16 protein-coding genes and 1 tRNA gene are annotated in these 20,167 nt (G+C 66.5%); 6 read left to right on the top strand and 11 right to left on the bottom strand.

The window, feature by feature from the left end; all coding sequences use genetic code 11:
* The first annotated feature begins 3 nt into the window (after positions 1 to 3).
* Together recJ and ACZ1H8_RS19370 are read left to right on the top strand one after the other, a co-directional pair.
* Positions 4 to 1,767, top strand: a complete 1,764-nt coding sequence (gene recJ, locus ACZ1H8_RS19375; protein WP_465178858.1) for a single-stranded-DNA-specific exonuclease RecJ — start codon at positions 4 to 6, stop codon at positions 1,765 to 1,767.
* A 50-nt stretch (positions 1,768 to 1,817) separates the two neighbouring features.
* A tRNA-Glu gene (locus tag ACZ1H8_RS19370) sits at positions 1,818 to 1,892 on the top strand.
* A 333-nt stretch (positions 1,893 to 2,225) separates the two neighbouring features.
* Here the strand turns inward: ACZ1H8_RS19370 and ACZ1H8_RS19365 are convergent.
* From ACZ1H8_RS19365 to ACZ1H8_RS19340, 6 genes are all read right to left on the bottom strand, one after another.
* On the bottom strand, positions 2,226 to 2,726 hold the full coding sequence (locus ACZ1H8_RS19365) for a hypothetical protein (RefSeq protein ID WP_465178857.1): 501 nt from the start codon (positions 2,724 to 2,726) through the stop codon (positions 2,226 to 2,228).
* 38 nt (positions 2,727 to 2,764) lie between these two features.
* Positions 2,765 to 4,051 (bottom strand): BNR-4 repeat-containing protein, encoded by a 1,287-nt coding sequence (locus tag ACZ1H8_RS19360; RefSeq protein WP_465178856.1) that lies wholly within the window; start codon positions 4,049 to 4,051, stop codon positions 2,765 to 2,767.
* An 80-nt stretch (positions 4,052 to 4,131) separates the two neighbouring features.
* On the bottom strand, positions 4,132 to 5,577 hold the full coding sequence (locus tag ACZ1H8_RS19355) for a 2-dehydro-3-deoxy-6-phosphogalactonate aldolase (protein ID WP_465178855.1): 1,446 nt from the start codon (positions 5,575 to 5,577) through the stop codon (positions 4,132 to 4,134).
* Entirely contained in the window at positions 5,574 to 6,488 is a 915-nt protein-coding gene (locus tag ACZ1H8_RS19350) for a 2-dehydro-3-deoxygalactonokinase (protein ID WP_465178854.1), read from the bottom strand. The genes ACZ1H8_RS19355 and ACZ1H8_RS19350 overlap by 4 nt, the downstream gene beginning before the upstream one ends.
* Entirely contained in the window at positions 6,472 to 7,200 is a 729-nt protein-coding gene (locus tag ACZ1H8_RS19345) for an SDR family NAD(P)-dependent oxidoreductase (RefSeq protein WP_465178853.1), read from the bottom strand. Before ACZ1H8_RS19345 ends, ACZ1H8_RS19350 begins: the two co-directional genes overlap by 17 nt.
* A 23-nt stretch (positions 7,201 to 7,223) precedes the next feature.
* Entirely contained in the window at positions 7,224 to 9,881 is a 2,658-nt protein-coding gene (locus ACZ1H8_RS19340; RefSeq protein WP_465178852.1) for a TonB-dependent receptor, read from the bottom strand.
* 178 nt (positions 9,882 to 10,059) lie between these two features.
* On the opposite strand from ACZ1H8_RS19340, the gene ACZ1H8_RS19335 reads away from it, so the two are divergent.
* The 4 genes from ACZ1H8_RS19335 to ACZ1H8_RS19320 are packed head-to-tail and all read left to right on the top strand — an operon-like array spanning position 10,060 to position 14,162.
* Positions 10,060 to 10,977, top strand: a complete 918-nt coding sequence (locus tag ACZ1H8_RS19335) for a dihydrodipicolinate synthase family protein (RefSeq protein WP_465178851.1) — start codon at positions 10,060 to 10,062, stop codon at positions 10,975 to 10,977.
* A 2-nt stretch (positions 10,978 to 10,979) separates the two neighbouring features.
* The gene (locus ACZ1H8_RS19330; RefSeq protein WP_465178850.1) at positions 10,980 to 12,146 is read left to right on the top strand and encodes a mandelate racemase/muconate lactonizing enzyme family protein; all 1,167 of its coding nucleotides are present in this window, start codon (positions 10,980 to 10,982) and stop codon (positions 12,144 to 12,146) included.
* Between the two features lie 48 nt (positions 12,147 to 12,194).
* Positions 12,195 to 12,917 carry an IclR family transcriptional regulator gene (locus ACZ1H8_RS19325; protein WP_465178849.1) on the top strand — a complete coding sequence of 241 codons (723 nt, stop codon included), beginning with the start codon at positions 12,195 to 12,197 and terminating at the stop codon, positions 12,915 to 12,917.
* Entirely contained in the window at positions 12,918 to 14,162 is a 1,245-nt protein-coding gene (locus ACZ1H8_RS19320; protein WP_465178848.1) for an MFS transporter, read from the top strand.
* On the opposite strand, the gene ACZ1H8_RS19315 is transcribed toward ACZ1H8_RS19320, so the two are convergent.
* From ACZ1H8_RS19315 to ACZ1H8_RS19295, 5 genes are all read right to left on the bottom strand, one after another.
* Positions 14,159 to 15,172, bottom strand: a complete 1,014-nt coding sequence (locus ACZ1H8_RS19315; protein ID WP_465178847.1) for an alpha/beta hydrolase — start codon at positions 15,170 to 15,172, stop codon at positions 14,159 to 14,161. The two genes, ACZ1H8_RS19320 and ACZ1H8_RS19315, sit on opposite strands and share 4 nt — an antisense overlap.
* A gap of 396 nt (positions 15,173 to 15,568) precedes the next feature.
* Positions 15,569 to 16,471: an NAD(P)H-dependent flavin oxidoreductase gene (locus tag ACZ1H8_RS19310; RefSeq protein WP_110150338.1), complete on the bottom strand. Its 903-nt coding sequence runs from the start codon at positions 16,469 to 16,471 to the stop codon at positions 15,569 to 15,571.
* On the bottom strand, positions 16,468 to 17,619 hold the full coding sequence (locus ACZ1H8_RS19305; RefSeq protein WP_465178846.1) for a thiolase family protein: 1,152 nt from the start codon (positions 17,617 to 17,619) through the stop codon (positions 16,468 to 16,470). Before ACZ1H8_RS19305 ends, ACZ1H8_RS19310 begins: the two co-directional genes overlap by 4 nt.
* Entirely contained in the window at positions 17,616 to 18,641 is a 1,026-nt protein-coding gene (locus ACZ1H8_RS19300) for an NAD(P)H-dependent amine dehydrogenase family protein (RefSeq protein WP_465178845.1), read from the bottom strand. The genes ACZ1H8_RS19305 and ACZ1H8_RS19300 overlap by 4 nt, the downstream gene beginning before the upstream one ends.
* Positions 18,642 to 18,681: 40 nt before the next feature.
* A complete protein-coding gene (locus ACZ1H8_RS19295) occupies positions 18,682 to 20,160 on the bottom strand; it encodes a carotenoid oxygenase family protein (protein ID WP_465178844.1) in 1,479 nt (492 codons plus the stop codon).
* Positions 20,161 to 20,167 lie beyond the last annotated feature (7 nt).

The raw sequence follows: 20,167 nt of genomic DNA, 5'->3' as shown, positions 1-20,167 counted from the left end.
CCGATGACGCTCGTTCTCAACGTCCAGCGCTCGATTTCCGGCCAGGCCTGGCGCTGGCGCGGGCTGGCGGCGGATGCCCGCGATGCCGGATTTGCCCCCGACGATCTGGTAACGCAGTTGCTGCTCACGCGGGGTTGCCCGCGCGAGGAACTCGAGGCCCACCGCTCGCCCAGCATCCGAGCGTTCATGCCCGACCCCTCGATCTTCCGCGACATGGACCAGGCCGCAGACCGGCTGGCGGATGCGGTGGAAGGCAAGGAACAGGTCGCCATCTTCGGCGACTATGACGTCGACGGTGCGACCTCGGCCGCGCTGCTGATCCTGTTGCTGCGCGACCTGGGGCTGGAGGCGAAGCCCTATATCCCCGACCGGCTGATGGAAGGCTATGGCCCGTCGGGCGAGGCGCTGGTGCGGCTGCGCGGCGAAGGCGCCAGCCTGATCGTCACGGTCGATTGCGGCGCCCAGGCGTTCGAGGCGCTGCAGATGGCACGCGATGCCGGCGTCGATGTGATCGTGTGCGATCATCACAAATGCGCCGCCGAGCTTCCGGTCGCGCATTCGCTGGTCAATCCCAACCGGCTGGACGAGGTCGAGGGTGCCGAACATGGCCATCTGGCGGCGGTGGGCATGGCGTGGCTGCTGGGTGCGGCACTGGTCCGCACGCTGCGCACACGCGGCTATTTCAAGGCGCGGCCCGAGCCGCGGATCCTCGACCTGCTCGACATCGTCGCGCTGGGCACCGTTGCCGATGTCGCATCGCTGCGCGGGCTTAATCGGGCATTCGTCGCGCAGGGGCTGAAGGTGATGGCGCAGCGCCGCAACTTGGGGCTGACCGCACTGATCCAGGCATCGCGACTGACCCGCGCGCCGACCTGTTCCGACCTGGGTTTCGCGCTGGGGCCGCGAATCAATGCGGGCGGGCGGGTCGGCCGGTCCGATCTGGGCGTTCGCCTGTTGACGACGCGCGATCCGGACGAGGCGCGCGCGATCGCCGAGGAGCTGAACCTGCTGAACGAGGATCGCCGAGCGATCGAGGCGGAGGTTCAGCGCGCCGCGGACGAGTTGGTCGAACGCCAGGCGAATCGCGCGGTCGCGGTTGTCGCGGGCACCGGCTGGCACGCCGGCGTGATCGGTATCGTCGCGGGCCGGCTGAAGGAGAGGCTGGGCCGCCCTGCCCTCGTCATCGCGCTGGACGACGGGATCGGCAAGGGATCGGGACGGTCGATTCCCGGCGTCGACCTGGGCGCTGCGATCCTGGCGGCGAAGGATGCCGGATTGCTGATCGCGGGCGGCGGCCATGCGATGGCCGCGGGCGTGACCGTCGCCGAATCGCAGGTCGATGCGCTGTCGGAATTTCTCGAGGAACGGCTGTCGGAGCGAATCGCGCAAGCGATGGGCGACCGCGCGCTGCTGCTCGATGCGGTGCTCGCACCCGGTGGCGTCAATCCGGAACTCGTGACAGCGATGGAGGCCGGCGGCCCGTACGGCATGGGCTGGCCCGCGCCGCGCGTGGTGGCGGGCCCGGTGGGGATCATCAAGGCGGATGTCGTGGGCAGCGGCGGCCATGTCCGGCTGGTCGTCTCGGGTCAGGACGGTCGCAGCCTGAAGGCGGTCGCCTTCCGCCAGGCCGAGACCGAACTGGGCCAGGCGCTGCTGTCCGCACCGCGTCATCGCAAGTTGTGGCTCGCCGGAAGGGCGAAAATCGACGACTGGGGCAGCCGCCCGGCTGCCGAATTGCATATTGATGACGCGGCATGGGCAGATTGACTTGACGAGTGCCGGAGCTTTCCGTAACCGGCGGCTCCACGCTCCGGCATGGCCCCTTCGTCTAGCGGTTAGGACGCGGCCCTTTCACGGCTGAAACACGGGTTCGATTCCCGTAGGGGTCACCACCTTTGATTTTTTCAAAGGTTTGGATGAGCGATTTGCGATGCCGTCTCGCACAATGTCCCACGGCATTCGCACGCCGGCTATCGTCTGACTGGCCCTGTCGCAGCCGTCAAAGTCGCACGCTTCGAATCGCGACTTTCCCCTGACGCGCTCCCCCGACATGTGACCGATCTTGTGTAGAGTCGGACGCGAAAGTGTCGGACGGAAGGAACATGCCCGGCCGCACTCGAAAGCGGGCGGAAGGCCGCCAATCGATATCGCCGGCCAATGTTCACGGATATGATATTATCGCCTCGACCGCCCATCATCCGCGGTCGGGACGACCCCGCCCCACCTCAGCATTCGGGATCGAGGCAGCGTTCGATGGTTTCCCCGTCGGCCGATCGCGCTGCAGCCTCGGGGATGACAATGGTTGGCGACTCCCGATCGGTCGTTGATGCCGATCGCTCGTCAGCAATCCCTTCTTCGAGCTTCAGTTGCTTGCGGCCGGCCGGTGTCGCGAAGGTTGCGGAGGCGGAATCAACCGCGACGAGCGTCCAGCCGGCCCTGAGCTGCTGATCGAGCGCGACCGACAGGATCGACCCGTCCGCAAGCCTTAGTTGAGCCGTCGATGCTCGGCCGTGGAGCAGGACGCCGATCAGGGCTGGCTCGGCTTCAACGGCGACGTGCGTAGGCGACGCCAACGGCACCGGGCTGGGGGCCGTGACGACGACACTGCCGCCTTGGGACGGCGTGTCCCTCGGTAACAGGAGCAGCGCGGACAATAGCGACAGGCAGATCAGGATGCCGACGCTCAGCCAGCGGAGCGGGTGGGTCCGGGTCATGATGGTCTCCAAGGGGCGCTCCGGCGGTTCCCCGCCGGAGCGCAGCGATCTCAAGGCAGAACGTCGCCGATCGTCATGATGTAGACGCGGCCGCGGTTCGCATCGATCTGGGTCGGTGCTGCGGCGTAGATGACATCCTGGGTGGTGCCGGTCAGGATGCCGGAGATGCGCGAGACGCCGGGCTGGCCCGTCGCCACGGGTCGCACCGCCCAGCCTGGGCTCTCCGCCGCCATCAGGCCGACCCCCGACACGGTGAAATAGACGCGGGCACGGGTCCCGTTGTGCGTGGTCTCCACCGCCGCCGGCACGTTGTTCGACGCGGTGTAGATCTTCACCTTGTCGCTCCAAGCGGACCCGTTCCAGCGGATGCGATAGACGTCGTAGTTGAGTGCGTTGGAGCCTCCGGCGGTGCGATAGCGATAGGCGATGCTCGGCCTGGCATATTGATCGACCGTCAGCCCGGCAGCCTGGATACCGACCCCGTCGTTCGAGTTGTTCCAGACTTCGCCCGTCCCCAGCCCCTGGAACAGCAGGTTCGGCGTTGCGCGTGTCGCGGGTGCGCTGAGCGCGGTTCCGTTGGCGGTCCGGAACACGCCCGCTCCCACATCATATTTCAGATAGGACCCGTAGTGCCGGAGCGCGCGCGGGGTGCCATAGGCCCATTCGAAGGCGATATGAACATTGCCGGCATCGTCGATCTTGAGGTCATCGGGATAGACGAAATTGGTATTTTCACGCGCGAAGATTCCGACCCTGGACCAGCTATCGGTCGCGTTGGTCCAGCGATAGAGCTCGCCCTGCCCCGCCCCGCCGAAGTGATTGCGGATGATCAGGTACAGATCACCATTGGGTGCATGCTCGGCGATGGGATAGGTAGCGCCGACAGCGCCGGGCATGCTGCCGATCCGTCGCAGCATGCCCGTGGGATCGTTGGGTGCGCTGGAGCGGAAATAGCGCCAGTCGTCGACATGATGATCGGCCCAGACATGGATGTAACCGTCGCCATCGACCGCGATCGTCGGCTGGTCGTGGCCGACATCGTCCTCGTGGCTCCAGACATTGCCGTTCTCGTCCTTGAGAAAGCCGATCGTCCAGTTGCCGGTGCCCACCTTGACGCCGATCTTGATCCGGTGCGTGCCCGCAGTGTCGCCGGGCGAGTTGAACGCGACATAGGTGGTGTTGCCCTTGACCACCATCGGACGCCACCATGCGGCCTGATTGGAGGAATCGGTTTCGGCCGGAACCATCTCCACACCGACCTGCGCCGCGGCGGGCTGGCTGGCGAGCAGGGCAAGCGGGTGCAGCAACGCAGTGCGTAGGATCCAACGCAAGCGCATGACATCTCTCCTATCTGTTTGTTTTGGGTACTCGGTACGCGTCTCCTTGGACTTCGTGGGCGCCCCCGCGCTTGCCGCCTTCAGTCGAGGCTGATGGCAAAGAGCCCGCCGGCGTGCGGATGCCTGGGAAGCACGTCCGGGCTCAGCCGCATCCGCGACGTGGACACGAGCAGACCGGCCGGGCTCAGCGCGACGCTGCTGACATTCGGAGCCGGGACGGCAATCGTGCGCAGCACGGCACCGTCGGGCGCGAGTTCCGCGACACAGGAGCCGCCCCACATCGCAACCCAGAAATGGCCGTCGGGGCCCAGGACCATCCCGTCCGGCTTGCCCGGAACACCCATGAAGTCGCTGACGATCACCGGCTCGCCCAGCGACCCTTGGGCCACGTCGGCAGGATAGGCGATCAGCGTGCGATGCAGCGTGTCGATGACGAACAGCGTGCGGCCGTCGGGCGGAAACGCCATCCCATTGGGAACCCCCAGGCCGTCTGCGACCCGTCGCGGGACGTCGCCTGGCCCGGCCGCGTGGAAGATCGCGCCCCGCCCGCTCAATATCGCCTTGTGCATCGCACCCGCCCACAGCCCGCCAGCAGGATCGGTCGCGAGGTCGTTGAACCGGCATCCCGCATCGAGTGGCGCTGCGGGACCGGAAGTCAGCGTCTCCGCGGTGAACGAACAGAGGCCAGTCTCGAGCGTGCCGACAAGCCCGCCGCTCGGCGAGACGGCGAGCCCATACACCGCCTCGTCGGTTGACCGTTCGCTGAGCCCGCCCTCGCCATAGGCGAACAGGCGCCGTGTAACCGGATCGGTCCAGTGGACGCTGCCATCGGCAAGCACGCAGGGCGATTCGCCGATGACGGCAAGCGGGTTGGCGAGGAGCCGGACCGGATCCGCGCGGCCGATCGCTTGGGCGAGCTCCCTCGCGCGCTCGCCGACCGCTTCGGCCGAACTGCCGGGCCGGTACAGGTCCGATCCGATGCCGAATGCGGCGATCCTGGCACGCCTGAACGCCGCGATCGTGTCCGGGCCGACGCCGCCTACGGCGACCAAGGTCGTTCCGGCGGGCAACACGGTGCGCAAGGCGGCGAGTTCGTCATACCGACCAGCAGCGGGGAAATATTTGAGATACCGGGCGCCCGCGGCAAGCGCGGCAAATGCTTCGGTCGGCGTCGCGCATCCGGGTAGCGGGACCAGATCGTGCCCGACCGCCGCGGCGATGACTGCGGCGTTGGTGTTCGGGGACACGCAGAGCGTCGCCCCGGTCCCCGCCAGCCGCGCCACCTGTTCGACTTCGGTGACGGTGCCTGCCCCGATGACCATCCGGTCGCCGAAATGCCTCACCAGCAGCGCGATCGTCGCGAACGGATCGGGCGAGTTGAGAGGAACCTCAGCGACGCGTACGCCGGCGGCGTACAGGGCCTCGACCAGGTCAACGGCTTCGGCGGTTCGCAGCCCCCGCAGGATTGCGACGATGGGCAGGTCGGCGAGCGCGGCGTCCAGACGGCCGCCGGCGTTGTCGCTCATTTGGCCGCGGCCAGGTGCAGTTGGCGAAAGCCGAGCACGCAGGCTTCCCGGGAATCCATGAACCGGGTCTCGATGCCGGCCGCCCCCAGCGCTGCAGCATAGAGCCGCGACAGCGGGCCGTTGCCAATCAGCGGGACGACCTGGTCGGCCACGTCCGGGCACAAGGCAGTCGCGTCCGCAATCTCCGATCCGATCAGAAGGCCGCGCAGATAGGATGCGCTGTCGCCGCGGGCCAGGGCGCCCCGGATCACGCGGGCACGCGCTCCGAAGAGCAATGTCCCAAGCCCCAGATTTCGCGCTCGACCCGCCTCGACCCCTTCGAGAAAAGCGGCGCCAATGGCGGCCTCGCCCTCGACGATCGAGGCGAGTAGTCCCTGCCCTGTCAGCCGATCATAGATCTCACCTGACATGGCGGTGAAGAAATCGAGGATCCGGCCACCCTCCATTCGCACCCATTTGGTATGGGTCCCGGGCAAGGCGGCGATGCCGTCGACCGGCATGGCAGCCGCCAGGCCGAGCAATTCGACTTCCTCGCCGCGCATGATGTCGGGCGCGCCGTCGAAGCGCCGGCTGCAGGCAATGCCAGGTACGATCGTCACCGGCACCGATCCGATCGTGGTTGCAATGGTGGCGCTGGCAACCGCGTCGCCGCCTGCGGGAGCCTCCGCATAGGGTGCTTCGGCCCAGCCGATATTGGAACCGATCATGCCGGAGGCGTAGACCGCACCATGCCCCGGCCAGCGTGCTGCGAGCGCGTCCATCATCTCCGCCATGCCGGCGCGATCAAGCGAGGCGACACCGCGCGGCTCGGAATGTTCGTCCGTGACCGCGCCGTCGCCGGCGATGCGATAGGCGCGGAAGTTGGAGCTTCCCCAGTTGACGCCGACAATCTCTTCAGCGCCGCGTGACACTTGCCCCTCCATCGATCGAATGGACGGCGCCGGTGATCCAGCCGGCGCGATCCGAGGACAGGAACAGCGCCAGCTCGGCGACCTCTTCGGGTAAGCCGAGCCGCCCGAGCGGGTGGCGTCCTACGTTGGCCTGACGCGCCTGGTCGGGATCGTCCTGAAGATCGAACGAGCCGCGCAGCAACGGCGTGTCGATCGATGCGGGAGCGATCGCATTCACCCGGATACGATCGGGGGCGAACTCCAGCGCGGCGGTTCGCATCACACTCTCCAGTGCCGCCTTGCTTGCGGCATAGGCGGCCAGGCTGGGCGTCGCGAAGCGGGCATTGATCGAGGACAGAAGCAGGATCGAGCCGCCCCCGCGCTCGCGCATGCCGGGCACGACATGACGCATCAGGCGAACGGCCCCGACGACATTGACGTCGTAAATGTCGGCATAGGTTGCCGGCGCCGTGTCCAGCACGCCGCCGGGCGACGAGACGGCGGCGGCATGGACCAGGATGTCGACCCGCTCCAGCTGTGCCATCGCGCGCGCCACGGCGTCATCGGACCGAAGATCCGCGGCAATCGAGAGATCGACGCCCGCGGCTTCGGTCAGGTCCAGGCCCGCGACGCGCGCCCCGGCCGCGCGGAACCGGGCGGCGATGGCCGCACCGATCCCGCTTGCGGCACCGGTCACCAGGGCGACCCTTCCGCCCAGTTCTCTATCGTTCACCGTCACGCTCCCCCGGCTGTCGCTCAGAATTTGAGGCTCACGCTCGCCTTGTACATCCGACCGAAGAACAGGTTGGTACGAAGCGCCTCCGGCGAACCGTCATAGGTGCGCTGATGTTCGTTGAGGAGATTGTTCGCCTCGAGGTTGAGCGACACGCTCGGCGTGATGTCGTAGCGGAAGGTTGCCGACAGATCGGTATAGCTGTCATTGTAGATGCCGGTCGCCGCACCCGAGAGGCCAACCAGATAGTCGTCGCGCCAGTTATAGGCGACGCGCAGCGAGACCGGTCCCTTCTCGTAATAGCCGATCAGGTTGGCGTTGTTCTTCGACAGGCCTGGGAAGGACAGCACGCGGCCGACCGCGTCGCGGATCGGCGTGGACGAGTCGATATAGGAATAGGTCGCGACGATGCCGAAGCCGTCGAACGGGTCGGGCAGGAAATAAAAGGGCAGCTGGACCAGCGCCTCGATCCCCTTAACCTTCGCCCCGTCGCCGTTGATGCGGCGATTGATCAGATAGTTGACGTTGGCATAGACCTCCGGGCTCTGCTGCGAGACGATGAAGGTCGAGACGTCCTTGTAGAACAGGCCGACCGAGACCAGCGCCTGCTTGCCGAAATAATATTCCAGCGACGCGTCGAACTGGTTGGCCTTGAACGGGTCGAGATTGGGCGCACCGCCACTGCCGCCGCCGGGCGACACCTGAACGCCGCCCACGAACACCGCGGTGTTGTTGAGCGTGATGCCGTTGTTCAGATCGGCGGTGTTCGGAAAGGCAACGACCTTGGCCGCGCCCAAGCGCAGGATCAGATTCTCCGTCAGGCCGGCGCGGATCGTCGCCGAGGGCAGGAACTCGTCATCCTTGCGCAGGAAGGTGGTCGGCGTGACCGATCCGGTCGCACCGATCAGGTTGCCGATCGAGGCCAGGTCGCGGTGCAGGTAGCGCACGCCGATATTGCCGGTCAGGTTGATCCCGCCTTCGAAGCCGAACTCCAGCTTGGCATAGCCTTCGTAGAACTTCTCCTTGATCTGATAGGTCCCGGCGAGGGCTGTGGTCGTCGCGGCGGGGTTGAGACAGGCGGGCGCCTGCGAGAAGGCAGGGAAGCCCGTCCATGCGCCGCAACCGTCTGCGAGCAGGCCGTTGCCGACCAGGTAGGAGCGGGTGAGCCCGTCAAAGTCCCCCTTGGCGAAGTCCGGGTTGGAACGCAGTGTCAGGAACTGCGACAACTGGGTCGCCGGAATGCCGCCGGTCGGACGGATATCGGCGAGCAGCGGGTCCACCTGGGTGTCGAGATTCTGATAGCGCACGCCGACCCGGAAGCGGTCGAGGAAGCCCTCCCCCAGTTTGACCGCCCAGTCGGTCCGCGCGGCCAGCGCGCTTGTCTTCGCCCGGTAGAGATTGTCGAACAGGATGGTGGCGCGCATCTGCGCGGGATCGCGCACATCGATGCCGCTGATCGTGTAGGCGCCCAGTTGACCCTTGGAGAAGTCGAAGGTCGTCGTCGGGGTGATCGTCGTCAGCGGCTGGAGGCGCAGATAATCCTGGTCATAACTCGAGGTCGACCGGTTGTACGACAGCTCGGCGCTTGCCTCGATGCTCTCGGTCACATCGAACTGGCCCTTTAGCGCCGATGACCAGACGTCCGCCTTGGTGTCGGCGAACTCGCTGTTGGTCAGGACCGGGGCCGTCGACGTGCCCGAGATCAAGACGTTGTTCTGCGAATAGGTCGCGTTGGTCAGCCCGGTCTGCGGGTTGAAGGACAGCCAATAGCGCTCGCGATCGGAAACCAGCTTGGAGTAGAAGCTGTCGAGCGTGATCTCGACGCCGGGCGAGGGTTTCCACTGGATGACGCCGTCCAAGCCGAACTTGCTGCGAGTCTCGTCGATCTCCTCGGGACGAACGTCCGAATGGCCGAAATGGCTCGTCCCGCCCGAGGTGAAGCGGGTGTAGCCCGAGAAAGTGTCCAGCCCTTGCTGCGACAGACGACGGCGGGAATAGGAGGCCGAAACCAGCACGCCCAGCGTGTCGCCAGCGAACTTGGTCGAGGCCAGCCCGAACAGCTCGAAGCTCGGCTTCTCGGTCAACGTGTCGTAGCTCGCACCGCCGCGCACGGCGACCTGGCCCGGCCCGTCGAGCGGCTTGCGCGTCTCGATATCGATGATGCCGCCCAGTGCGCCGGCAACATCGTCCGCGCCCGCCAGCTTGGTCACCTCGAGGCGGGAAATCAGTTCCGATGGAACCAGCGAGAGGATGCCATAGGTGGAACTGCCGAGCTGATCGAGGCCGACACCACCGCGGCCGGTCGCGTCCATGATCTCGCGCCCGTTGAACAGATAGACGTTCTGGCGGAGGCCGCGGACAGAGATATTGGTTCCCTCGGCGATGCCCCGGTCGACCTGAATGCCGGACACGCGGGCCAGCGATTCCGCGACGTTGCGATCGGGAAGCTTGCCGATGTCGTCGGCGACGATGGCGTCGACGAACTGGACCGAGTCGCGCTTGATGTCGCGCGCTGCGCCAAGGCTCTGGATGATGCCGGTTACGACGATCTCCTCGACCGGCTCCTCGGCAGGCTCGGAGGCCGCGGGGCTGGCTTCCTGCGCAAGCGCAGGCGCGCCGGCGAAAGCGGCGGAAATCAGCATGCTCGAGGCAAGCAGGCTGCGAATCAGTCGAGTCTTCATGGCCGTCCCCTCCACAGTTTCATGGCTTCTTCGGGCAGCGACCCGTGAATGCCGTTCGTTCTATATATCGCTATTAAAGCACCACATATGCCGGTGCAATACTGATTTAGCGCGTTGACAGCGAATTTTTCGAAGATCATATGACACATATAGCAACATTAGATCAGGGGAGGATGCGTTGAGTGAATTGAAGGGGGTCCTTCCGATCCTGCCGACGATCTTCACCGATGCAGGCGCAGTCGACGAAAACGGGATGCGCCGGGTTCTCGACTACATCATCGATTCGGGCGCACAGGGCGTGGTCTTCCCAGGTCTGGCGAGCGAATATGACATGCTCTCACGCGAGGAGCGGCTGCACCTGACCGCGCGGATCGGCGAGTGGCTCGACGGTCGCATCCCCTTCGTCGTCGGCGCAAGCACCGAGGACAGTGAAGAGGTCATCGCCTATGCCGAGGCCGGCGCGCGCACCGGTGCAGCCGCGGCAATGATCCTCACGCCGAAAGTCTTTGCCGGCGACGCGGCGGGCATGCAGCGCTTCTTCGAGGCGGCGCACGCCGGATCCGGCATCGCGATCATGGTCCAGAACGCACCCGCGCCGATGGGGATCGGCATGAAGCTGGACGACGTCGCCGCGCTCGCGCGCGCCGTGCCGGGCATCCTGTACGTCAAGGAGGAAGCGGCGCCGTCTGGCCAGCGGATCACCGAGCTGAGCGAGCTTGCCGGAGACTCGCTCGCGGCGGTGTTCGGCGGCGCGGGCGCGCGCTATGTCATCGACGAGCTGGTGCGCGGCGCGCGCGGCACGATGCCCGCCTGCGAGATCACGGAGGTTCATGTCGCGATGCTGGATGCCTTCGCCGCGGGGCGGGTCGAAACCGCGCGCGACCTGTTCGAGCGCAGCCTGCCGCTGCTGAGCATGCAGGCGGTGTTCCGCTGGCGACTGACCAAGGCCGTGCTGCAGCGCCGCGGGCTGATCGACAGCACCTATACCCGCGCCCCCGGCCCGGCGCTCGACCGCTACGATCAAGCCGAACTCAATACCCTGCTGGCACGGATGGGCGACCTCCTGTCGATCCAGGCACCCGGCATGGCGGCCTGACCATGCGGATCGCGGCGGTCGACTGCTTCATCGTCACGGTTCCGCGGGACACGCCCTATCTCGGGCCGCTGGCCGCGGGGGAGCGCATCAATTCGCGCGGCTATATCGTCCGACAGGGCAATGGCACGATCTACCCGACCGTCGATCGCTCGATCGTCGTCCGGATCACCGATACCGAAGGATGGGTCGGCTGGGGCGAAACCTACGGGATCTGTGCGCCGCGCGCGACGTGCGAGATCATCAACGACCTGCTCGCACCGGTCCTGATCGGTAGCGACGTCAGGGATCCCGCATCGACCTGGGACCTGCTGTACGGGCTGATGCGCGTGCGCAACTGCTCGACGGGATTCCATATCGATGCACTTGCAGCACTCGACATCGCGCTATGGGACCTGTCGGCCCGGCGTGCCGGCCAGCCGGTGCACGAACTGATCGGCACGCGCCTGCATGACGCGATCCCCAGCTACCTGTCGGGCCTGCCGGCGGCCACCCTGGCCGAGCGCGTTGCGCTGGCGCGGCAATGGCAGGACCGCGGCATGACCGCGTTCAAGTTCGCAGCCGTGGTCAGCCATGAGGGCGTCGTGGCGGAAATGGCGGCGCTGCGCGACGCGCTGGGGCCCGAGGCAGACCTGCTGATCGATCTCCACTGGAAATATGATGCGGCGCAGGCGCGCGACCTCATCAGGCAGCTCGTCCCCTTCGCACCCGGGTTCGTCGAGGCACCGCTCAAGCCCGAGGACATGGCAGGTCTCGCCGTGCTGGCGAAGGAAAGCCCCATTCCGGTGGCGGCGGGCGAGGAATGGTATACCGGCTATGAGGCGGCCAACCGCCTCGCCTTCGGACCCGTCGCCTATCTCCAGCCCGAAATGGGCCATACCGGCATCACCCAGTTTCTGCGCATCGCCGAGATCGCCGCGTCGCACGATATCGCGATCGCGCCGCACGCGACGATCGGCACGGGCATCTTCCTTGCGGCAAGCCTGCATGCGTCGGCGACGATTGCCGGACTCTGGAAACATGAGTGGCAGCATTCCGTGTTCGAGCGCAATCTGGCGCTGCTCGACACCGACATGGGTCATGGTCCCGCCGGCTATCGCCTCCCGACCGGGCCGGGCCTGGCGGTCGAACCGGGCGACGCCTTCTGGGCGGCGGCGGAGCGCGTCACATGATCCACGACCGCCTGTGCAGGAATGCGCGATCGTGCATAGAGTGCGGCCATGCGCGCTAAACTCAATGCCCAGCCCAATCAGAGCCTGATCGACGGCATCGCCACGCTTCAGGCCCTCGCCACCTCGCCGGAGCCGGTCGGCTCGCGCGAGCTTGCCCGTCAGCTCGACATCGATCCGACAAAGATCAACCGGCTGCTCAAGACCCTCGCCTATCTCGGCATCGCCCGGCAGACGGCGAACCGCAAATATACTGCCGGCCCGGGCATGCATGTGCTGGCGGCGCAGAGCCTGTTCGCCTCAGGCCTGATCCGGCGGGCCCTGCCCGTGCTCGAGGGGCTTCGCCGCTTCGGCCACACCGTCGCGCTCGGCGTGCTGTGGGGGGACAATGTCAGCTATCTGTTCCACGCGCCGCCGGGGATCGAGGCGTCGCGCGGCCTTGGCCGCATCGGCCTGCTGCCGGCAACGACCAGCGGCATCGGCATCGTCCTGCTCTCCGAACTCGACGATGAGGATGTCCGGGAGCTCTACAAGGACCGAGAGATCCCGATGTTTCCGGGAGGGATCGACCAGCTGCTCGCCAAGCTCGCCGAGGTTCGGCGGCTTGGCTATGCGCGCGTCCATGTCGCGGACGAGCGCGATCATCACGTCGTCGCGGTATCGACCGGCGATCCGGCGCATGCCGGCATCGCGCTCTCGGGATGGATCCCGGAATCGGCCACCGAGCCGCTGGTCGTCGCCCTGCGCGAAGCGGCACCTGAAATCGGGGGATAGATGACTGACACGGTAGTTCCGACGGGCACGGCCGGGCCGCCCAACCGACTTCGCTGGGCGATACTGGCACTGTTGTTCGGATCGACCGTACTCAACTATGTCGACCGCCAGACGCTGTCGATCCTGGCGCCTTTGGTCCAGCGCGAGCTCGCCATCGACGATATCGGCTATGCGCATATCGTCCAGCTGTTCCTGATTGCCTATACCTTTGCCTATCTCGTATCGGGCTGGCTGACCGACAGGCTCGGGACCCGGATGGCGCTGGCGCTGTTCGTCGGCTGGTGGTCGCTGGCGAATATCGCGACCGGGTTCGTCCGCAATGCGACGCAGCTGGGCGCGGCGCGCGCGATGCTGGGCCTGGGCGAAGCCGGCAACTACACCGCGGCGCCCAAGGCCGTGTCCGAGCATTTCCCGCCACGCGAACGCGGCTTCGCCCTTGGCCTCTATACGGCCGGAGCGATGGTCGGCGCGACGATCGCGCCGCCGCTGATCGGCTGGCTCGCCCTTACCTATGGCTGGCGCGAGGCGTTTGCCGTCACCGGAGCATTGGGTTTCGTCTGGCTGATCGGCTGGCTCGCCGTCTATCCGCGCGACAAGCGCGATCATGCGGTGGCGAAACAGCCAACGCCTTGGAAGGCGATCATTCGCGAACGGCCGCTCTGGGGGCTGGCGCTGTCGCGCATGCTCGCCGACCCCGTCTGGTACTTCTACCTGTTCTGGTTTCCCAAATATCTTGCCGGAGAGCGCGGGCTCGATCTCTCTGCCATCGCGATGACGGCCTGGATCGTCTATCTCGCAGCCGATTTCGGCAGCGTCGGCGGAGGACTGTTTTCGGGGCGGCTGATCCGCCGCGGCATGACGCCTTCCCGGTCGCGTCTGGCCGGAATGGCCTGTGCGGCGGCGCTGGCCCCGCTCGGCATGCTGATCGCCACGGATCCCTCGATTCCCATGACCTACGCGATCGCCGCAACCGTCGCGTTCGCGCACCTGATGTTCCAGACCAACATCAGCACGCTGGTCGTCGATCTATACCCGACGCGCGTGGTCGCCACGATCTTCGGCATCGTGGCAGCAGGAAGCGGACTGGGCGGGATCTTCTCGACGCAATTGGTCGGGATGCTTGCTCAGTCGCATGATTATGGCTTGATCTTCCTGCTGATGGGCGTGCTCCACCCGCTGGCCGTGCTGGTCGCGTGGCTCGCAGTCCGCAGCCAGCCGAGTTCGGAGTTGCGCTCCGCCGGCTAGTCCAGAGCGTTGCGGATCTGCCAGGCGCGGGCGAGGTTCGGCCAATCGGACATCGGCCAGGCGGGATTTCCGCGCAGCCCGAGGCCATGCGCGCCATCTTCGAAAAGATGCATGTCGATCATGCCGCCCGACCCGCGGACCGCCCCGAACAGACCCAGCGCGTGGTCGACCGGCACCACGCGGTCGTGCACCGCATGCGCCAGGAAGATCGGCGGAGTGATGCCGGGCAGGCGCTGATCGAATGACCAGGCGGCGGCGGACGCGTCGCTAGGGTCCTGCCCGAGCAAGGCAAGCTTCGATCCGGTATGCGCGCCGGCTCCCATCGACACGACGGGATAGAGCAGGATCGCGCCGTCGGGCCGCGTGAGCAGGCGATCGGCGCCATCGATCACCGGATAGGTGCGCTCATAAACCTTGGTGCACAGGCTGATCGCGAGGTGGCCGCCCGCCGATCCGCCAAGCACGCTCACCCGCCTGGGATCAACCGTCCATCGCCCCGCCCCGCCGGCTCGGATCAGCCGCATTGCCCGTTGGGCATCTTGCAGGGCGACGAGCGGCCCACCGCCCCAGCGATCCGCCGGCAGCCGATAGCGCAGGACGAATGCGGTGACGCCGATCGAATTGAACCAGCGGGCAACCTCATAGCCTTCCCGATCGATCCCGACCCTGGAATAGCCGCCGCCCGGCAGGATCAGCACCGCGGCGCCGCTGGGCTTCGGAGAGGTGAAATGGGCAAGAACCGGACGAGTCACATGTTCGGCCACGCGGTAGCGGAGTCCGGCCGTGTCGGTCTGGTCGTCGATCGCCTCGACGATATCGGGTACGGAGCCGCCGGGCATGCGCCCTTCGGGCCATAGCGGAATGAGGCCGTCGGGTTCGCGCGTATCCTGCGAAAAACGGGCGAAGCCGTCAGCACGCGCTTGAGGCTTCAGCTCATGTGCGATGGCTGCCCCTGGGGCGATCGCCGCCATCGCGAGAACGCCCCGCCGGCTCGGATGGGTAACGGACATGCGACCTCCATTCATGGTCACAAGCCTAGTTACCACAATGCTAAGAAAGCAACACCGATGTGGACGAACCCAACATATTCACGCTATCAGGTCGTATTACGATGCTATTTTGGCGCCACAGCGCATAGCCGAGCTACTAGTGCATGGCCGACCGAACGCTGCGATTGCCCCCATGAGGCGGGGCAATTGCATTTGGTTTGAAGCGGCCCCGTGCTCCGGCGCAGGCCGGAGCCTAGCTGCGGGGAGCACGATGGCTTTCGAGAGCCGAAATGCTCTCCCAACTGGGTTCCGGCCTTCGCCGGAACACGGAATTGCCGATAGACGCGGTCGAAACCCCAAATGGGATTGCTCCCTCTAGGTGCCGTGCAGCCGAGGGCGAGATTCAAAGGCGCGAGCCTAAGACAGTCGCGTGACCGCGTCGCGATATTCGGTCTCCAGCTCGTCGATGATCCTCACGAGCGGTGTGCGCTGCCGGACGGCGTCGACGCCCTGCCCGGCCGACCAGATATCCCGCCAGCGTCCGACTGCCGCCCCGGCCTCGTAGTTTCGATCAGGGCTGCCCCCCCCGCCTGCCAGATAGCCCGCAGCCGCCAGGCTGTCGCGTAGCCATGAGGCCATGGTTCCCGTCACCCGGTCGCTCAGCACGATGTCCTCGATACTGGCGGCCACCACTGCCCGCTTATAGTCCGAGCCGGCAAGGCTTTCGTCGCAGGCGATGAAGCGCGTGCCCATGCATGCGAGGTCCGCACCTGCCGCCCGTGCCGCCGCGACGCCCGCGCCATCGCCGATCCCGCCACCGATCGAAAGCGGGCCGCGGTGGAATTGCCGCACCGCCGAAATGAAGGCGAAGGGTGAAAGGTGTCCGGTATGGCCACCGGCTCCTGCGGCTAGGCAGGCAAGTCCGTCGGCACCGGCGGCGAGTGCCTTGCGGGCGAGCGCCACGTTCGGCACGTCGGCCATCACCATTCCACCATAGCTGCGCGCCGTTGCGACCGCCGCCGCCGGGCTGCCCAGCGCGGTGATCAGCACCGGGGGGCGATATTTGGCGATCAGCGCGAGATCGTCGGCGAGGCGCGGATTGCTGGAATGGGTGATGACGTTCACTGCCCATGGCCGGCCATCGACCCGCGCGGCGATCTCCGCCATCCAACGATCGAGTTCCGCCGTCGTTCGGCAATTGGGCGTCGGAAATGCGCCGAGCACGCCGGCCTGGGCCGCGGCCACCACCATCTCGACGCCCGACACCAGGAACATCGGCGCGACCAGCACCGGCAGCCTCAGACCCTTGGCAATGTTCATCCCGAAATCCGTTCCACGATCATCGCCGCCCCGATCCCCGCCGCACCGGTCACGACCACCAGCCCGTACCGACCGTCGTGGACGTCAAGCACGTCGAGCAGGCTCGACAGCAGGATCGCGCCGGTCGCGCCCATGGGATGGCCCTTGGCCAGATGGCCGCCGCCGACATTGACCCGCGCAGGATCGACCTCATGATCGCGCAGGAATTTGGCGATCACGACCGCGAATGCCTCCATGAACTCGATCGCGTCCATATCGGCAAGCGTGAGCCCCGCGCGGTCGAGCACACGCGTCATCGCGTCGAAGCCGGCGAGCAGCGAATCGTCCACCGATCCGCCGCATTGCGCATAGGCGACGATCCGCGCCCTGGCGCCTTCGGCCTTCCCCGACAGCATCGCTAGCGCCGCCCCGTCGCACATGGGCGGGGCATGAGCGAGGGTCAGGCGCGGCTCGTACGCCGCATCGCCGAGCGCAGCGGCATAGGCATCGCGAAGATCGGCAAATGCCGGCTCCATCGCGCCCGCCATCTCGGCGGTCATGCGTCCCCGGATGCATTCGTCCCGTTCCAGCCCGCTGACGCGAATGCGCGAGGCGATCAGCCCGGGCTCGGCTTCGGCGGCTGCGGCCGCTCGCTGGGATGCGACCGCCACTGCGTCCATCGCCGCGCGATCGATGCCCAGGCGGGTCGCGAGGCGATCGGCCGACAAGGCGACCGGAATGTAGCGCGCGGGCGGATCAAAGCCGTCGTCTTCGTAATAGCGCGCCTGGTCCGCCATGAACGGCACCTGCGACATCATCTCGACACCGCCGGCCAGCGCCCGATCGATGACGCCGGTCTCGATCAGTGCCGCCGCCTGGCCGATCGCGACCAGACCGGAGGTGCAGTAGCTGTTGAGCGTCTGAGCCGCGACCGGGTCGGGCAGACCCGCCGCCAGTTTCGATACCTCGGCGATATTGCCGCCCTGCGCGCCGACCTGACCGACGCATCCCAGCATCAGTGCATCGGCACGTCGCGGCTCCGCGCCACGCGTATCGAGCGCCTCGACCAGGGCAGCGACCAGCCCGTGCGGTGTCTCCCCCGCCAGGCCGCCGTCCGCCTTCGCCTTGCCGCGCGGGGTGCGCAATGCCTCGCGGATATAGACGGTCATATACTGTCTCCCGAAAGCGGCGCGCGCCATGCCGCCGGATGCGGATAGGCGAAAAAGCCGGGGGGTGCGCCGACGACATGGGGAATGGCGGCCAGCGCGACAGCAACCGTTGCGTCGGTCAGGGCGCGGGCGCGCGGCATGGCAGGATCGCCCTCGTCGATCGACAGCGTCATGCGGACGTTCGGCCGCCCCTCGATCGCGATGGTCCAGTGCGCCGCACCTGCTTCAGGGTGGAGCGACGGGTCGGCTGTCCACAGGATCGCCAGTTCGATTTTCGCCCCGCTGTCAAGTATCGCAACCCAGCGCCAGCGCGTTGCCGCCACCCGCCCGGCCGCGATCGTCCCCGCGGCGACGGGAATATCGCGCGGCGCCCGGGTGAGTTCGTGCGCCGGATCGATCCTCGCAATCCCCTGCCCCAGCCCCTGAGCCGCGAGGTGCAGCACTTCGGAGAAGAGCTGGGTATAGAGCTGAGCAAGCGGCCCCTGGGTGATGTCGGCCGTATCGGGATCGCTGCCGAAACCCATCAGCCCGAACACGAAACCGGGCGACGCCATGGCCGAGGCATCGACCGTTTCGTGAACGCGCACGGCATCCAGCCGGCTGCACAACCCCGTTGCCGCCAGCGCGATGCGCTCGACGATCACGCCCGGATTGACGCCCAAACCGGCAAGCGTGCTGCCGCCCGTCAGGCAAGCGGCGCGCAGCGGATCGGCATAGTCGGGCGCATGTGCCCAGGGCGCGTGGAAGCCGGCGATCGAGATCACGTTCTTGCCCGACGCCAGCAGTCGTTCGACATCGCCGTTCATCGCCGCATAGGGCAAGGTGATGCGCGGCATGTGAAGCACCACATCGGCGTCGAGCGCCAGGATGGCCGCAATATCGCTGGTCGCGGTGACCCCCACCGGGTCGCGCCCCGCCAGCGTGCCCGCATCCTGCCCTGCCTTATCGGCCGAATAGACATGACATCCGACGAGTTCGAGGTCGGGATGGTCGATCACCCGCCGCAATGCCGTTCTGCCCATCGACCCGGTCGCCCACTGCACCACGCGATATACCACGAGGTCAGACCGCGCGCCCTGTTTCGATGAAGCTGCGGTCCGCCCATACCGAATGCGTCCCGCTGCTGATCTTGTGCGGCAGCGCGATGCGGCACACCGGGCCGGCCGCAAGGTCCTTCGCGTCGATCAGGATGCATTCCGACGTGCCGCGATTTTCATCGATCACGAAGCTGACCAGATAGCCGTCATCCTCATCGACCGCGCCGATGCGCGGCGCAAACGGTGCTTCGCTGGCGTAGCGTCCCTCCTCCAGCATCAGTTCGGTCGTCTCGCCGGTCTGCAGGTCATGCTTGACGAAGCCGTTGAACAGGAACCAGCCCGGCTTCGCGGTGACCGAATAGACATAGCGATAGGGTTTGCCGGCGTGACGGGCGTTCATCATTCCGAACTCGACGATCCGGTCGGACAGCCGCTGCTCGACGGTTTCTCCCGTCTTGAGGTTGAAGCGCCAGCGGTGAAGTCGGCTCTTGAAGCTGTGCATGTCGAGATAGGCCATGAGGTGCTCATGCCCCTCGACTGCGCCCTCGGTCAGCGGCGCCGGGGTCGGCTCCTCCTGGAAATAGCCGTCGACCACGATCTCGTCGCCATCCTCATAGGCGTTGACGAAGTGGAGCGCATAACAGGGCGCCGCCTCGAACCAGCGGATATCCTCGGCCCCGCCATGCCGCGGGATCACCGCGAAACGCGACGGCAACGAATCGTGGAAGCGGACCGCATGGATGTCCCGCTCCAGAAGCCTCTCATCCCAGAAGGTCGGCAGGTCGTTGAGGATCGAATAATGCTCGGTAAACGCCATGTCGTGCGGCAGGCGTGGCCCCGGCAACGCGACGGGCACATAGGATTTGAGCCGCCCGTCCGCACCGACGACGCCATAATGCATATAGGGCGGGTGCTTGGAATAGTTGAAGAACAGCAGCTCGCCCGTCGTTTCGTCGACCTTGCAATGCGCCGAGACGCCGTCGATCGGTGCCCAGGGTGCGACGCCCAGATCCTCCAGCGTATCGGGATCGATCTGATACGCCTCGCCGCACTGGTAGAAGGTCGCCAGGATCTTCCCAGCATGGACGACCACGTCGGTCGAGGCGCTGTCCTTGATCGCACCATGCGCGCCGAAGCCAGGGCGCTTGGCGGTGCTTACCGGATCCGCCAGCCCGCCCCATAGCGACTCGCCCGCCTCCTGCTCGGCCGCGAAGCACCGCGTCCGCACGAAGCGATTGCCATAGCGCACGCGACCATTTGAGAATTCGATGCGGTGCAGCATCGCGTCCCCGTCGAACGGATGATGCCGGCCCAAGGGCTGATGCACCTGGTTCTCGGTATTGCGGATGTACATGCCCGCGATATCGGTCGGCACCGCACCCTCGATCACTTCCAGATCCTCCGCGTCCACCTCCTCATGCAGCGGGGTCCAGGCGCCGGTCAGATAGGGATGGTTGCTCGGCTTCAGACTGGTGACGATCGGCGGATGGCGAAACAGTTTCATGGACGAT

This window comes from Sphingomonas sp. BL-S-25, from assembly GCF_055521555.1.
This window is presented reverse-complemented; position numbering and strand designations above follow the sequence as displayed.